We start from the raw sequence: 14,328 nt of genomic DNA, 5'->3' as shown, positions 1-14,328 counted from the left end.
GCTGCTCGCGCGCATCGCCGACACCGCGCCGCAGTCGCGGCTCGACCGGCACGCACGACGCGACAACGTGATGGCGGCATTCGCGGTGGCGGGTGGCGTCGCGGGCCGCCACGTCGCGCTGGTCGACGACGTGATGACCTCCGGCGCGACGCTTGCGGCCGCCGCGCATGCACTGAAGGCGGCGGGCGCCGCACGCGTGACGAATCTGGTTGCGCTGCGCACCGCCAGGGATTAATTAGATAGAGAGACCAGCCGCCCGGACACGGCGGCGGCCGCCACGAACCGGCCGGCCGGGAGCGCGCGTTGCGCCGCCCCGGCCGGCCCAGCCAGACCGAAACATGTTCAACGTCGTCCTAGTCGCCCCCGAAATTCCGCCGAACACCGGCAACGTGATCCGCCTGTGCGCCAACACGGGCGCGCGCCTGCACCTGATCGAGCCGCTCGGCTTCCCGCTCGACGACGCGCGGATGCGCCGCGCGGGCCTCGACTATCACGAGTATGCGCAGATGCGCGTGCACCGCGACTGGGACGCGTTCGTCGCGGCGGAAACGCCCGATCCCGCGCGGATGTTCGCGTTCACGACGCGCGGCTCGGGCCGCTTCCACGATCACGCGTTCCTGCCCGGCGACTGGTTCGTGTTCGGCTCGGAAACGCGCGGCCTGCCCGCCGATCTGCTCGAGCGCTTCCCGAACGAACAGCGCGTGCGCCTGCCGATGCGGCCGGACAACCGCAGCCTGAACCTGTCGAACACGGTCGCGGTGGTCGTGTTCGAGGCGTGGCGCCAGGCCGGCTTCGAAGGCGGCGCATGACACCTGCACGGCGCAGCGCGCGCCGCGGCGCGCGTCACGTCCGTGCGAGCCGCGCGCGATACAGGTCGTAGATGTCGGGAGAAAAGCACGCGAACACGACGCGTGCGAGGTTCGGCGCCTGCGGCAGCATTTCGGCGACGGTGCCGACCGCGATCTCGACGGCTTCCTCGGCCGGATAACGATAGATGCCGCAGCTGATCGCCGGGAACGCGATCGACGTCGCCGCGACCTCCTCGGCCAGCTCGATCGCACGCCGGTAGCACGACGCGAGCCGGTCGGCCTCGCCGCGCCCGCCGCCGTGCCACACGGGCCCGACCGCGTGGATCACGTAGCGCGCCGGCAACCCATGACCGCGCGTGAGCTTGGCGTCGCCCGTCTCGCAGCCGCCGAGCGTGCGGCATTCGGCAAGCAGGCCGGGGCCGGCCGCGCGATGGATCGCGCCGTCGACGCCGCCCCCGCCGAGCAGCGAGCCGTTCGCGGCGTTGACGATCGCATCGACATCGAGCGTCGTGATGTCGACGACCTGCGCATCGAGCGTGGTGGAATGGATCTGCAGCATGACAACCTCCCGGAACGCCGGAGACTGTTCAAGCGTAGCGCGCTTTGACGCCGCGCGCCCGCAGCGAACACGGCGCCAGGAGGCGCCGGGCCGCGTTACTCGGCGCGCGCGTCGCGCCGCAGCAGGCCGCTGACGGCGTCGCGCGGCGCGATGCCGTCGAACAGCACGCCGCACACGGCTTCGGTGATCGGCATTTCGATCGACTGCGCGCGTGCGATGGCCAGCACGGCCTGCGCGCAGCGCACGCCTTCGGCCACGTGGCCGAGCGCGCCGAGGATGTCGTTCAGCGTGCGGCCGGCCGCCAGTTGCAGGCCGACCGTGCGGTTGCGCGACAGGTCGCCCGTGGCGGTGAGGATCAGGTCGCCGAGGCCCGTGAGGCCCGTGAAGGTTTCCGCCCGGCCGCCGAGCGCGACACCGAGCCGCGACATTTCGGCGAGGCCGCGCGTAATCAGCGCGGCGCGCGCGTTCAGCCCGAGGCCGAGACCGTCAGCGATGCCGGTCGCGATCGCGAGCACGTTCTTCACCGCGCCGCCGACCTCGACGCCGACCACATCGTCACCCGTATAGATCCGCATCGCGCCGTGATGGAACGCAGCGAGCGTGCGCTCGCGGCATTCGGCGGACGTGCTTGCCACCGTCAGCGCGACGGGCAGCGACTGCCCGACTTCGCGGGCGAAGCTCGGCCCCGACAGCACGCCGTTGCTGAGCTGCTCGGGCAGCTCGGCCGCGATCACCTGATGCGGCAGCAGATGCGTGTCGGCCTCGAAGCCCTTGCAGACCCAGACGACATGCGCGGGCACGCAGCCTGCGTCGCGCATCGCGTGACACAGCGTGCGCAACCCGGCCACCGGCGCGGCGATCACGCACAATGCGTCGTCCGCGGCGCCATGCGCGAGCGCGGCGCCGAGATCGGCGTCGTAGCGCAACGCGTCAGGCAGCGCGATGCCGTCCAGATAGCGGGAATTTTCGTGCCGGGCCTGCAGCCCGGCGATGAGCGCGGCGTCGCGCGCCCACAGAAGCGTATCGTGCCGCGCGGCCAGATGGCCCGCGAGCGCGGTGCCCCAGGCACCGGCGCCGAGAACGGCTACTTTCATACCCAGCACCGGTCCTCCGAGTGAAACGTCAGTTCAGCGTCGTGCCGTTCGGTGCGCCTGCTGCGGCACCGGCCTGCTGCTGAAGCTGCGCGAGGCGTTGTTCGTACAGCGCCTGGAAGTTGATTTCCGCCAGGTGGATCGGCGGGAAGCCCGCACGCGTGATCGCGTCGGCGATGTTCGAACGCAGGTACGGGAACAGGATCGTCGGGCATGCGATGCCGACGAGCGGGTCGAGCTGTTCGTCCGGAATGTTGCGGATGTCGAAAATGCCGGCCTGCTTCGCTTCGATCAGGAACGCGATCTTGTCCTTCACCTTCGCGGTGACGGTGCCCGACACGACGACTTCGAACACGCTTTCCGCGAGGCGGTCGGCCTTGACGTCGACTTCGACTTCAACCGACGGCATGTCCTGCTCGAGGAAGATCGCCGGCGAATTCGGCTGCTCGAGCGACATATCCTTCAGGTAGACGCGCTGGATGTTGAAGAACGGTTGGTTTTCGACGTCGGACATGGTGTTTCCCTAAAAGTGGTGACGGGGCGGCCCGGCTTCACGCCGGCCGCCACGGATGAATCCTGCGCGCCCAAGCCGCGGCGCGGCCGGCGGCCATTCTGCCCTAATCAGGCCGCTTGCAGAAGCGGGACGAGCCCGCCTTCGCGGTCGAGCTTCGACAGATCGTCGTAACCGCCGACGTGCGTGTCGCCGATATAGATCTGCGGCACCGTGCGGCGCCCCGTGCGCGTCATCATTTCGTCGCGGCGGGCCGGATCGCGGTCGATCAGCACCTTCTCGATCTGCTCGACACCGCGCAGCTTCAGCAGGCGCTCGGCCTGGATGCAATACGGACACACCTGCGTGCTGTACATCAAAACCTTGTTCACTTCGCCACTCCTTGTTTGACGACCGGCATCCCGGCCTGCTGCCAGGCGGCCACGCCGCCCTCGAGCACGTGCACCTCGGCGTAACCCGCCGCCTCGACCTCGCGCGCCGCCTTCTGCGACTGCTGGCCGTTCTGGCAGACGAGCAGCACCGGCGTGCTCTTGTTCTTCGCGACCTGCGCGATTTTCGTGCCGATCTCGCCCGCCGCGACCTGGCGCGCCGACGGCAGGTGGCCGGCAGCGAAATCGGACGCGGCGCGCACGTCGATCACGACCGCGTTGCGGCGGTTGATGAGTTGCGTCGCCTCTGCAGCCGACAGGCCGCCGCGGCCGCGGCGCAGCGCGGGCCAGGCCAGCAGGCCGCCGGATACCACCAGGATCGCGATAAGGGCCAGGTTGGTGTAATTGGTAAAGAACGTCACGGAATTCCGCCGGAAAAAGAGAAATCGGATGAGGACAATCCCGCCATTATAAAATAACCGTCTTGCGCGATGGCGGGCCCGGGTCGGGTCCCGCGCGACGCGCCACCGCTTCCTTCACTACCGACCGCAAGATCCATGTACAAACTCGTTCTCATCCGCCACGGCGAATCGACGTGGAACAAGGAAAACCGCTTCACCGGCTGGGTCGACGTCGACCTGACCGAACAGGGTCGCAACGAGGCCTACCAGGCCGGCGAATTGCTCAAGGAGGCCGGCTACACGTTCGACATCGCCTATACGTCGGTGCTCAAGCGCGCGATCCGCACGCTGTGGCACGTGCAGGACAAGATGGATCTCATGTACCTGCCGGTCGTCCACTCGTGGCGCCTGAACGAGCGCCACTACGGCGCGCTGTCGGGCCTGAACAAGGCGGAAACGGCCGCGAAGTTCGGCGACGACCAGGTGCTCGTGTGGCGCCGCAGCTACGACACGCCGCCGCCCGCGCTCGAGCCGACCGACGAACGCGCGCCGTTCAACGACCCGCGCTACGCGAAGGTGCCGCGCGAGCAGCTGCCGCTCACCGAGTGCCTGAAGGACACGGTCGCGCGCGTGCTGCCGCTGTGGAACGAGTCGATCGCCCCGGCGGTCCGCGCGGGCAAGCAGGTGCTGATCGCCGCGCACGGCAACTCGCTGCGCGCGCTGATCAAGTACCTCGACGGCATCTCGGACAGCGACATCGTCGGCCTGAACATCCCGAACGGCGTGCCGCTCGTGTATGAACTCGACGAGAACCTGAAGCCGATCAAGCACTATTACCTCGGCGACCAGGACGCGATCGCGCAGGCGCAGGCCGCCGTCGCGAAGCAGGGCAAGGCGGGCTGACGCCCGTCGGCCGGGCGAGCCGGGCGGGCCCCCGCGTCCGGTGCGGCCCGCCCGGCCCTACCCCCTGCCGATGTCCGGCGCACCGCGCGAACCTTCGCGGTGCCGGCGCTGTCGAATCCGCTTTCGAACCCGCGGCGCGCGCGGCGGTGCCCCGCCAGGCCGGCTCCGGGCCCTTTTCGACGCTTTTCGCGCCGTTCCACTGAGTTATCGGACGAACAGTTATACTTGTCCGCTACATCATCCCCGCTACCGCCACGCGCTTCCCGACCGCACCAGATCTCTATGCGAATGAAATTGAAGAACATCGGCCTGATTGCCGCGGGCCTCGCCACGGGCGTGTTCGCCACGCTGCAGGTTTCCGCATCGGCCGAGCAGACCGCCACGGCGCCGCTCCCCCTCGACCAGCTTCGCCTGTTCGCGGAAGTCTTCGGACAGATCAAGCGCGAGTACGTCGAACCGGTCGACGACAAGAAGCTGCTGACGGCCGCGATCAAGGGCATGGTGTCGAGCCTCGACCCGCACTCGTCGTTCCTCGACAAGACCGACTATGACGAGCTGCAGGAGCAGACGAAGGGCCGCTTCGCGGGTCTCGGCATCGAGATCTCGCAGGAAGACGGCCTCGTCAAGGTGATCTCGCCGATCGAGGATACCCCGGCGTTCCGCGCCGGCATCCGTCCGGGCGACCTGATCACCCGCATCAACGACAAGCCGGTGCGCGGCATGACGCTCGACAAGGCCGTGAAGCAGATGCGCGGCGAGCCGGGCACCAAGGTCACGCTGACGATCTTCCGCAAGAGCGACGACCGCACGTTCCCGGTCACGGTCACGCGCGCGATCATCAAGGTCCAGAGCGTGAAGATGAAGATCCTCGATCCGGGCTATGCGTATGTCCGCATCACGAGCTTCCAGGAGCGCACGACGCCCGATCTCGCGCAGAAGCTGCAAGATATCGCACGCCAGCAGCCGAACCTGAAGGGCCTCGTCCTCGACCTGCGCAACAACGGCGGCGGCCTGCTGCAAAGCGCGGTCGGCGTGGCCGGCGCGTTCCTGCCGCCCGACTCCGTCGTCGTGTCGACCAACGGCCAGATCGCCGACTCGAAGCAGGTCTACCGCGATACGTACGACAACTATCGCCTGCCGTCCTTCGACGGCGATCCGCTGAAGAACCTGCCGCCGGTCTTCAAGACCGTGCCGATGATCGTGCTGACGAACGCCTATTCGGCGTCCGCGTCGGAAATCGTCGCCGGTGCGCTGCAGGATTCGAAGCGCGCGCAGATCATGGGCAAGACGACGTTCGGCAAGGGTTCGGTGCAGACGGTCCGCCCGATGACGGCCGACACCGCGCTGCGCCTGACCACCGCGTACTACTACACGCCGAGCGGCCGTTCGATCCAGAACAAGGGCATCACGCCGGACGTGCCGGTCGATCAGTACGCGGACGGCGATCCGGACGACGTGCTCGTGACGCGCGAGGTCGACTACACGAACCACCTCGCGAACACGCAGGACCCGAACGAGAAGAAGGAACAGGAAGACCGCGAGCAGCGCCGGATGGATCAGCTGCGCGTGCTTGAAGAGCAGAACGACAAGAAGACGCCGGAGCAGCGCCAGAAGGATCGCGATCGCAAGCCGATCGAGTTCGGCAGCGCCGACGACTTCATGATGCAGCAGGCGCTCAACAAGCTCGAAGGCAAGCCGGTCCAGGAATCGAAGTCGCTGCTCGCCGAAAGCACGAAGGGCCCGGCCGGTAAGGCCGCCACGGCCTCGAAGGCATCCGGCGCCAGCGCGAAGCCGGCTTCCGCACCGAAGCCCGCGTCGGCGCCGAAGTAAGCGCCGGCCGGCATCCGACGGGCCATCGCGGGAAGACCGCGATGGCCCGTTTTTCATGCGCGCCTAAAATAACGACACCTGTGCCGCCTCGCCACGACTCCCCATGAACGACGATCAACTCCTTCGCTACTCCCGTCACATCCTCGTCGACGAAATCGGCATCGAGGCGCAGCAGCGCTTTCTCGATGCGCATGCGATCGTCGTCGGCGCGGGGGGACTCGGCTCGCCCGCCGCGATGTACCTCGCGGCATCGGGCGTCGGCACGATCACGCTCGTCGACGCCGATACGGTCGATCTCACGAACCTGCAGCGGCAGATCCTGCACGTGACGGCGTCGGTCGGCCGCCACAAGGTCGAATCGGGGCGCGACGCGCTCGCGCAGCTGAACCCCGAGGTGACCGTGCACGCGGTCGCGGAGCGTGTCGACGATGCATGGCTCGACGCGCACGTGCCGCATGCGAGCGTCGTGCTCGACTGCACCGACAACTTCGCGACGCGGCATGCGATCAACCGCGCGTGCGTCGCGCATGGCGTGCCGCTCGTATCGGGCGCCGCGCTGCGCTTCGACGGGCAGATCAGCACGTTCGATTTCCGCGACCCGGCCGCGCCCTGCTATGCGTGCGTGTTTCCGGAAGACCAGCCGTTCGAGGAAGTCGCGTGCGCGACGATGGGCGTGTTCGCGCCGACGGTCGGGATCATCGGCGCGATGCAGGCCGCCGAGGCGCTGCGCGTGATCGGCGACATCGGCAAGACACTCAACGGGCGGCTGATGATGCTCGATTCGCTGCGGATGGAATGGACGACGATGAAAATCGCGCGCCAGGCCGACTGCCCCGTGTGCGGGGGCCGGCACTGACGCGCGACGGGCATGCGCCGGGCGGCGCATGCGTGGTGACACTTCGCTAAGGTTTTAGCGGCGACGCCTATGCCTCAAGCCGCCGCATCCGCACGCGGCTCCGCAACCGACAGGCGCTGCAACGCGGCCTGCACTTCCTCCGGCTCGAACGCGGCGAGCACGTCGGCCGTCGGCTTTTCGAGCGCCTTCAGGTGCGCACGCAGGATCTCCTGCTTCACGACCAGCAACTGGCTCGGGTGCATCGAGAACTCGGTGAGCCCCATCCCGAGCAACAGGCGCGTGAGCGCCGGGTCCCCCGCCATTTCCCCGCACACCGACACGGACACGCCCGCGCGCTTCGCTTCGCGCAACGTATAGGCGATCAGGTGCAACACGGCCGGATGCAGCGGGTCGTACAGGTGCGCGACCGCGTTGTCCGCGCGGTCGATCGCGAGCGTGTACTGGATCAGGTCGTTCGTGCCGATCGACAGGAAATCGAACCGCTTCAGGAACAGCGGCAGCGCGATCGCCGCGGCCGGAATCTCGATCATCGCGCCGAGGCGCACGTTCGGGTCGTACGCGAGCCCCGCGTCGTCGAGCTGGCGCTTCGCTTCGCGGATCAGGTCGAGCGTCTGGTCGATCTCCTGCGCGTGCGCGAGCATCGGGATCAGGATCTTCACCTGGCCGAACGCGGACGCGCGCAGGATCGCGCGCAACTGCGTGAGGAACATCTGCGGCTCGGACAGGCTCCAGCGGATCGCGCGCAGGCCGAGCGCGGGGTTCGGCGCCGTCTCGTAGCCTTCGTCGAGCGCCTCGAGCGGCTTGTCCGCGCCGACGTCGATCGTGCGGATCGTCACCGGCATGCCCTTCATCCACTCGACGGCCCGCTTGTACGCGGCGAACTGCTCCTCCTCTTCCGGCATCTCCTTCTGATGCATGAACAGGAACTCGGAACGGAACAGCCCGACGCCGACCGCGCCGGCCTCGACGGCCGCCTTCGCGTCGTCGGGCAGCTCGATGTTCGCGTACAGCTCGATCTTGGTGCCGCACAACGTTTGCGTCGGCGAGAACTTCAGACGCTGCAGCTTGCGTTGCTCCAGCAGCTTCTCGGACTGCCGGTACGAATATTCCTCGAGGACGATCGGCGCGGGATCGACGATCACGATGCCCTGGTCGCCGTCGACGATGATCAGGTCGTCCTGGCGGATCAACGCGCTCGCATGCTGCACGCCGACCGCGGCCGGAATGCCGAGGCTGCGCGCGACGATCGCCGTGTGCGACGTGCGCCCGCCGAGATCGGTGACGAACGCCTGGAACGACTGCGACTTGAACTGCATCATGTCGGCCGGCGCGATGTCGTGCGCGACGACGATCATCTCGTTCGTGCCGTTCCTGGCCGCGCGGTCGAGCGCCTGCGACGCGGACGGCGCGCCGGCGAGCGCCTTCAGCACGCGCTCGACCACCTGCTCGATGTCGGCCTTGCGCTCGCGCAGGTATTCGTCCTCGATATCGTCGAAGTGGCGCGTGAGCAGCTCGAGCTGCTCGGTCAGCGCCCACTCGACGTTGTAGCGGCGCGTGCGGATCAGGTCGATGGTTTCCTGCACGAGCATCTCGTCGCTCAGGATCATCGCGTGGACGTCGATGAAGGCGCCGACTTCGCTCGGCGTGTCGTCGGTCAGGTCGGCGCGCAGCGCTTCGAGTTCGTGATGCACGACCTCGAGCGCAGCGCGGAAGCGCTCGACCTCCGCATCGATCTGGTTTGCCTCGACCAGGTAATGGGCGACGTCGAGCGCCGCCGGCGCGATCAGATACGCTCGCCCGATCGCGATACCACGTGAGACGGGAATGCCATGCAGCGTGAAGGACACGCGCACCTCCTCTGTACAAGTAAAGCCGCGGCACACTGCTGCGATGCGCTTATGACCCCGGTTAGCGATTATAAATTCCGCGGCTCCCCGCTGACTGCATGCACCGCAGCATTGCGCATTCCGCATCAATGCTTCCGGCGAAAAAAATGCCGCGGAATCCGCGGCATTCTGGCTGGAAACGGCAACGATCCCGCTTGAGGATTATTGGCCTTCGCCGAACTTGTCGGCGATCAGCTTCAGCAGCGCGTCCATCGCTTCCTGCTCGTCGGACCCGTCGGTCTCGATCGTCACGGTGCTGCCGATGCCGGCCGCCAGCATCATCACGCCCATGATGCTCTTCGCGTTGATCTTGCGCCCGTTGCGCGTCATCCAGACTTCCGACTGGAAGTTGCCGGCCAGTTGCGTAAGCTTGGCCGATGCGCGCGCATGGAGCCCCAATTTGTTGACGATGGTGGTTTCTTGTTGAAGCATGATTCTCGGTCGGGTCGGTCGGGGCCGCCGGCGGCGCGCGCCGGCGGTACGGTCTAAAACGGAAAACGGGAAATCAGTGCGACTCGGTGCGCGGCTGCGGCTCGGGCGGAATCGGCGCGCACTGGCCGCAGCCGGTTTCCGTCGGCGGCGGCGGCGTACCGGACGATACCTCGTGGACGCCCTTCGCGCCGCCGGACAGCGCCTTGTCGACCAGCTTGTCGAGCGGCACCGTGCGGTAGCAGACGGCCCGCACGAGCATCGGCAGGTTCACGCCCGCGAGCACGCGCACGTTGTCGATCTTGGCCAGCTGGCCGGCGATGTTCGCGGGCGTCGCGCCGTACATGTCGGTCAGGACGACCACGCCGTTCTCTTCCTTGAGCCGCGCGAGCTCCGCGTGCGCGAACGCCATCACCTGGGTCGGATCGCTGTCCGCCATCACGTCGATACAGCCGATGCGGGCAGGCACGCCGCCATAGATATGCGCGATGCAGTCCCGCAGCGCGGTGGCGAGCGGGGCGTGCGCGATGATCAGGATCCCGGCCATGTCAGATCGCTCCCGGCCGCCCCTGGCGGGCCAACACCCCGCGGCGGGGCAATGAGCGTAGCGAGTGTGGGAAACGTTCCATGTTCAGCCTTGCAACAGTTTCGGCCCGACCGCCGGGCCTTGGGTGCGCGAGCGCGGCACCAGACAAGCGGGCATTGTAGCAGGCCGGTCGAACTGCTCCGGCGACGGGGGACCTGCGCGGCCGCCGCCGGGGTGGCGCGGGAAAGCGGCCTACCCGGCCGCACGCTCCAGCGCGTCGATGAACATCGCGGCGACGTCGAAGCCCGTCTGCTCCATGATCTCGCGGAAGCACGTCGGACTCGTGACGTTCACCTCGGTCAGCCAGTCGCCGATCGCGTCGAGGCCGACCAGCAGCAGCCCGCGCGCCGCGAGCACGGGCCCGAGCGTGTCGGCGATCTCGCGATCGCGCGCGGTCAGCGGCTGTGCAACGCCGAGGCCGCCCGCCGCGAGATTGCCGCGCACTTCGCTGCCCTGCGGAATCCGGGCGAGCGAAAACGGCACCGGCTCGCCCGCAATCAGCAGGATGCGCTTGTCGCCTGCCTTGATCTCCGGAATGAACTTCTGGATCATCAGCGAGCGCGTGCCGTCGTGGCCGAGCATCTCGATGATCGCGCCGAGATTCATCCCGTCGGCCTTCACGCGGAACACGCCCATCCCGCCCATCCCGTCGAGCGGCTTGACGATCACGTCGCCATGCTCGGCGTGGAACGCACGCAGGCGTGCCGCATCACGCGTGACGAGCGTCGGCGCGACGAATTGCGGAAACTCGCCGATCGCGAGCTTTTCCGAGTGATCGCGGATCGACTGCGGCTTGTTGAACACGTGCGCGCCCGCCCGCTCGGCGAGCTCGAGCATCCACGTGGCCGTCACGTATTCCATGTCGAACGGCGGATCCTTGCGCATCAGCACGGCACCGAACGACGTCAGCGCACGGGATTCGTGCGCGGCCGCCTCGTACCACGGATGGCGGTGCAGATCAGCCGTATCGCCGACGATCGTCACGCGCTGCACGTCCGCCTCGACGCCCGAACCCGTCCACGCGAGCTGGTGCGGCTCGCACGCGTACACCGCATGCCCGCGCCGCGCCGCCTCGGCCATCATCGCGTAGGTCGAATCCTTGTAGATCTTGAAGCGCTCGAGCGGGTCGGCGATAAAGAGAATGTCCATGAGGTCCTGTACGTGGCGAAGGTCCGTTACACCTGGATGGCTTCGGGGTCGGTCTTTTCCAGTTCGATCGACGACGCGATCAGCGACAGCCGCGCGACGACGCCGTACATGTAGAAACGGTTCGGCGGCGCGGCACCCGGCTTCGCGCCCGCATCCGGCAGCGCGGTGTGCTCGAAGCCGAGCGGCACGTAGTGCATGCCGGGCGCGTTCAGGTTCTGGTCGCGCTCGCGGCCGGCGTGCGTGCGGTAGAAGCCGCCGACCACGTAGCGGTCGATCATGTACACGACGGGCTCCGCGACTTCGTCGCCGACGCGCTCGAACGTATACACGCCTTCCTGCACGATCACGTCGCGCACCGCGAGGCCGGCCTTCGACTCGGCCATCTGCGCGCGCTCGGCCTTCGACATCCGGCCGATCTCGGCCGCGTCGTGCACGGTCATCACGCCGCGCCCCGCCGTGCCCGCATCGGCCTTCACGACGACGTACGGCTTCTCGCTGATCCCGTATTCGCGGTACTTGCGCGCGATCTTCTTCAGTACGCCGTCGATCGCGTCGGCGAGCGCCTGCTCGCCTTCATGCGCCTGCCAGTCGACGCCTTCCACGTGCGCGAAATACGGATTCACCATCCACGGATCGACGCCGACCATCTTCGCGAACTTCTTCGCGACGTCGTCGTAGCACGAGAAGTGCGTCGACTTGCGGCGCACGGCCCAGCCCGCGTGCAGCGGCGGCAGCAGGTACTGCTCGTGCAGGTTTTCCAGCACGGCCGGGATGCCGGCCGACAGGTCGTTGTTCAGCAGGATCGAGCACGGATCGAAATTCTTCAGGCCGAGGCGGCGCTGCGAACGCTCGAGCGGTTCGAGCACGATCTTCTGGCCGTCGGCCAGCGTGATCGGCGTCATGTCGGTGATGCTCGGGTCGAGCGAACCGAAGCGCACGTTCAGGCCGGCCTGGCGCATGATCGTCGCGAGCCGTGCGACGTTTTCGAGGTAGAACGCGTTGCGGGTCGGCAGCTCGGGAATCACGAGCAGGTTCTTCGCGTCCGGGCAGATCTTCTCGATCGCGGCCATCGCGGCTTGCACGGCGAGCGGCAGCACTTCGGACGGCAGATTGTTGAATGCGCCGGGAAACAGGTTCGCGTCGACGGGCGCCAGCTTGAAGCCGGCATTGCGCAGGTCCACCGAACAATAGAACGGCGGGGTATGTTCCTGCCATTCGAGCCTGAACCAGCGTTCGATCGCAGGCGTCGCGTCGAGGATCTTCTGCTCGAGTTCGAGCAGCGGACCGTTCAACGCGGTAACGAGGTGGGGAACCATGAATCACTCGCGAGCGGGAGAATGAAGATTGTAGAGCAATTGCCCTGCCCATTTGGGGATTGTTCCCGGCTTCACAAGGATATGGAGGAAGTTTTCGGCTATTGACCCGATAGTGTGAAGGGTTATCCGCTACGGCAGCGCGTGACAGAAGAAAAAAAGCCCGCCGGGTGAGGCGGGCCCAAGTCGCTGCGCTCATTCATGGCGGGCGCCGTCGTCGCGGCGTCCCGCCGGTCATCCTTGTGACTTATTCGACATGCTCGCCGTGCAGGATCACGTCGAGGCCTTCGCGCTCTTCTTCTTCCGACACGCGCAGGCCGATCGTCAGGTCGATCAGCTTCAGCAGCACGAAGCTCAGCACGCCGCTGTAGACCAGCGTGATCAAGACGCCCTTCGCCTGCAGCAGCAGGCTGCCGTCCGCGCCACCGATATCCTTGACCGCGAATACGCCGGTCAGCAGTGCGCCGAGAATCCCGCCAATGCCGTGCACGCCGAACGCGTCGAGCGAATCGTCGTAGCCGAGCTTCGACTTGAGCCACGTCGCCGACCAGAAGCACACGACACCCGCCGCGATCCCGATCACGAGCGCGCCTGCCACGCCGACGAAGCCGGCTGCCGGCGTGATCGCCACCAGACCCGCGACCGCGCCCGACACGATGCCGAGCACCGACGGCTTGCCCTTCGCGATCCATTCGGCAAACATCCAGCCGAGCGCCGCGCAAGCCGTCGCGACCTGCGTCGTCAGCATCGCGAAGCCCGCACGACCGTCGGCCGCGACCGCCGAGCCCGCGTTGAAACCGAACCAGCCGACCCACAGCATCGAGCCGCCGATCATCGTCAGCACGAGGTTGTGCGGCGCCATCGATTCACGACCGTAGCCGACGCGCTTGCCGAGCACCAGGCAAGACACGAGGCCCGCGATACCGGCGTTGATGTGCACCACCGTGCCGCCCGCGAAGTCGAGCACGCCGTCGGCCGACAGCCAGCCGGTCGGCTCCCACACCATGTGCGCGATCGGCACATAGACGATCAGCGACCAGAGCGTCATGAACACGAGCATCGCCGAGAACTTCATCCGGTCGGCGAACGCGCCGCAGATCAGCGCCGGCGTGATGATCGCGAACGTCATCTGGTAGACGAAGTAGACCGATTCCGGGATCGTCGTCGCGAGGTGGCTGACGGTCAGCGTGGTCGCTTTGTCGCCCTTGATGTAATTCATGCCGTGCAGGAACACGCGCGACAGACCGCCAATGAAGCCGTTGCCCGGCGTGAACGCGAGGCTGTAGCCGACCACCGTCCACAGCACCGTGATCACCGCGGTGATCGCGAAGCTCTGCATCACGGTCGCGAGCACGTTCTTCTTGCGGACCATGCCCGCGTAGAACAGCGCGAGGCCGGGGATCGTCATGAACAGCACGAGCGCGGTGGACGTCAGCATCCATGCGGTGTCGCCCGCGCTGATCTTCGACGAATCGACCGAGAACGGGGCGGTCGGCGCGGCGGGAGCAGCCGGTGCCGAAGCGGCGGCAGCGGCCGACGCGTCGGTGGCGCCCGAGGCCGGTGCGGCGGCGGCCGGGGCGGATGCGGCGGTGCCAGCCGGCGCCGATGCGGCCGGAGCGGCGGCAGCCGACGCGTCC

General features: G+C 67.5%; 16 protein-coding genes. 5 read left to right on the top strand and 11 right to left on the bottom strand.

Translation table 11 applies throughout. The features are described 5' to 3' along the window. Together G3N96_RS33760 and trmL are read left to right on the top strand one after the other, a co-directional pair. Window positions 1–235, top strand: a 235-nt coding sequence (locus tag G3N96_RS33760) for a phosphoribosyltransferase family protein (protein WP_277399471.1), incomplete at its 5' end; no start/stop codon positions are given. 103 nt (window positions 236–338) lie between these two features. After that, on the top strand, window positions 339–809 hold the full coding sequence (gene trmL, locus G3N96_RS33755; protein WP_124582862.1) for a tRNA (uridine(34)/cytosine(34)/5-carboxymethylaminomethyluridine(34)-2'-O)-methyltransferase TrmL: 471 nt from the start codon (window positions 339–341) through the stop codon (window positions 807–809). Between the two features lie 34 nt (window positions 810–843). On the opposite strand, the gene G3N96_RS33750 is transcribed toward trmL, so the two are convergent. From G3N96_RS33750 to G3N96_RS33730, 5 genes are all read right to left on the bottom strand, one after another. Then, window positions 844–1,368 (bottom strand): O-acetyl-ADP-ribose deacetylase, encoded by a 525-nt coding sequence (locus G3N96_RS33750; protein ID WP_206139900.1) that lies wholly within the window; start codon window positions 1,366–1,368, stop codon window positions 844–846. Between the two features lie 95 nt (window positions 1,369–1,463). Further along, complete coding sequence (locus G3N96_RS33745; RefSeq protein ID WP_089441081.1) at window positions 1,464–2,462, bottom strand: NAD(P)H-dependent glycerol-3-phosphate dehydrogenase; 999 nt, start codon at window positions 2,460–2,462, stop codon at window positions 1,464–1,466. A gap of 28 nt (window positions 2,463–2,490) precedes the next feature. Beyond that, complete coding sequence (gene secB / locus G3N96_RS33740; protein ID WP_089426394.1) at window positions 2,491–2,973, bottom strand: protein-export chaperone SecB; 483 nt, start codon at window positions 2,971–2,973, stop codon at window positions 2,491–2,493. 107 nt (window positions 2,974–3,080) lie between these two features. After that, complete coding sequence (gene grxC, locus G3N96_RS33735) at window positions 3,081–3,341, bottom strand: glutaredoxin 3 (protein WP_039346228.1); 261 nt, start codon at window positions 3,339–3,341, stop codon at window positions 3,081–3,083. Continuing rightward, on the bottom strand, window positions 3,338–3,760 hold the full coding sequence (locus G3N96_RS33730; RefSeq protein ID WP_089426395.1) for a rhodanese-like domain-containing protein: 423 nt from the start codon (window positions 3,758–3,760) through the stop codon (window positions 3,338–3,340). The genes grxC and G3N96_RS33730 overlap by 4 nt, the downstream gene beginning before the upstream one ends. A 135-nt stretch (window positions 3,761–3,895) precedes the next feature. Between G3N96_RS33730 and gpmA the strand changes: the two genes are divergently transcribed. The 3 genes from gpmA to moeB all read left to right on the top strand — a co-directional run bounded on the left by gpmA (window position 3,896) and on the right by moeB (window position 7,328). After that, on the top strand, window positions 3,896–4,642 hold the full coding sequence (gene gpmA, locus G3N96_RS33725; protein WP_027789056.1) for a 2,3-diphosphoglycerate-dependent phosphoglycerate mutase: 747 nt from the start codon (window positions 3,896–3,898) through the stop codon (window positions 4,640–4,642). Window positions 4,643–4,924: 282 nt separating this feature from the next. Further along, window positions 4,925–6,472, top strand: coding sequence for a S41 family peptidase (locus G3N96_RS33720; RefSeq protein ID WP_039346234.1), 1,548 nt, complete (start codon window positions 4,925–4,927; stop codon window positions 6,470–6,472). A gap of 103 nt (window positions 6,473–6,575) precedes the next feature. After that, window positions 6,576–7,328: a molybdopterin-synthase adenylyltransferase MoeB gene (gene moeB, locus G3N96_RS33715; RefSeq protein ID WP_089441082.1), complete on the top strand. Its 753-nt coding sequence runs from the start codon at window positions 6,576–6,578 to the stop codon at window positions 7,326–7,328. Window positions 7,329–7,402: 74 nt separating this feature from the next. Here the strand turns inward: moeB and ptsP are convergent, their stop codons facing one another. From ptsP to G3N96_RS33685, 6 genes are all read right to left on the bottom strand, one after another. Next, on the bottom strand, window positions 7,403–9,175 hold the full coding sequence (gene ptsP, locus G3N96_RS33710; RefSeq protein ID WP_206139899.1) for a phosphoenolpyruvate--protein phosphotransferase: 1,773 nt from the start codon (window positions 9,173–9,175) through the stop codon (window positions 7,403–7,405). 201 nt (window positions 9,176–9,376) lie between these two features. Next, window positions 9,377–9,646, bottom strand: coding sequence for an HPr family phosphocarrier protein (locus G3N96_RS33705; protein WP_046544352.1), 270 nt, complete (start codon window positions 9,644–9,646; stop codon window positions 9,377–9,379). A 73-nt stretch (window positions 9,647–9,719) separates the two neighbouring features. After that, on the bottom strand, window positions 9,720–10,190 hold the full coding sequence (locus G3N96_RS33700) for a PTS fructose transporter subunit IIA (RefSeq protein WP_089426398.1): 471 nt from the start codon (window positions 10,188–10,190) through the stop codon (window positions 9,720–9,722). Window positions 10,191–10,421: 231 nt separating this feature from the next. Beyond that, window positions 10,422–11,378 (bottom strand): glutathione synthase, encoded by a 957-nt coding sequence (gene gshB, locus G3N96_RS33695; RefSeq protein ID WP_206139898.1) that lies wholly within the window; start codon window positions 11,376–11,378, stop codon window positions 10,422–10,424. A 26-nt stretch (window positions 11,379–11,404) separates the two neighbouring features. Next, window positions 11,405–12,694, bottom strand: a complete 1,290-nt coding sequence (gshA, locus tag G3N96_RS33690) for a glutamate--cysteine ligase (protein WP_011353295.1) — start codon at window positions 12,692–12,694, stop codon at window positions 11,405–11,407. Between the two features lie 244 nt (window positions 12,695–12,938). After that, on the bottom strand, window positions 12,939–14,328 hold a 1,390-nt coding region (locus G3N96_RS33685; RefSeq protein WP_241022950.1), incomplete at its 5' end, for an ammonium transporter.

The organism is Burkholderia sp. Se-20373 (genome assembly GCF_017104705.1).
GTDB lineage: Bacteria > Pseudomonadota > Gammaproteobacteria > Burkholderiales > Burkholderiaceae > Burkholderia.
This window is presented reverse-complemented; position numbering and strand designations above follow the sequence as displayed.

Excerpts from the sequence above, each read along its gene's own strand:
- trmL (WP_124582862.1), top strand. The coding sequence starts at position 339 with ATGTTCAACGTCGTCCTAGTCGCCCCCGAAATTCCGCCGAACACCGGC.
- G3N96_RS33750 (WP_206139900.1), bottom strand. The coding sequence starts at position 1,368 with ATGCTGCAGATCCATTCCACCACGCTCGATGCGCAGGTCGTCGACATC.
- G3N96_RS33745 (WP_089441081.1), bottom strand. The coding sequence starts at position 2,462 with ATGAAAGTAGCCGTTCTCGGCGCCGGTGCCTGGGGCACCGCGCTCGCG.
- secB (WP_089426394.1), bottom strand. The coding sequence starts at position 2,973 with ATGTCCGACGTCGAAAACCAACCGTTCTTCAACATCCAGCGCGTCTAC.
- gpmA (WP_027789056.1), top strand. The coding sequence starts at position 3,896 with ATGTACAAACTCGTTCTCATCCGCCACGGCGAATCGACGTGGAACAAG.
- G3N96_RS33720 (WP_039346234.1), top strand. The coding sequence starts at position 4,925 with ATGCGAATGAAATTGAAGAACATCGGCCTGATTGCCGCGGGCCTCGCC.
- moeB (WP_089441082.1), top strand. The coding sequence starts at position 6,576 with ATGAACGACGATCAACTCCTTCGCTACTCCCGTCACATCCTCGTCGAC.
- G3N96_RS33705 (WP_046544352.1), bottom strand. The coding sequence starts at position 9,646 with ATGCTTCAACAAGAAACCACCATCGTCAACAAATTGGGGCTCCATGCG.
- G3N96_RS33700 (WP_089426398.1), bottom strand. The coding sequence starts at position 10,190 with ATGGCCGGGATCCTGATCATCGCGCACGCCCCGCTCGCCACCGCGCTG.
- gshB (WP_206139898.1), bottom strand. The coding sequence starts at position 11,378 with ATGGACATTCTCTTTATCGCCGACCCGCTCGAGCGCTTCAAGATCTAC.
- gshA (WP_011353295.1), bottom strand. The coding sequence starts at position 12,694 with ATGGTTCCCCACCTCGTTACCGCGTTGAACGGTCCGCTGCTCGAACTC.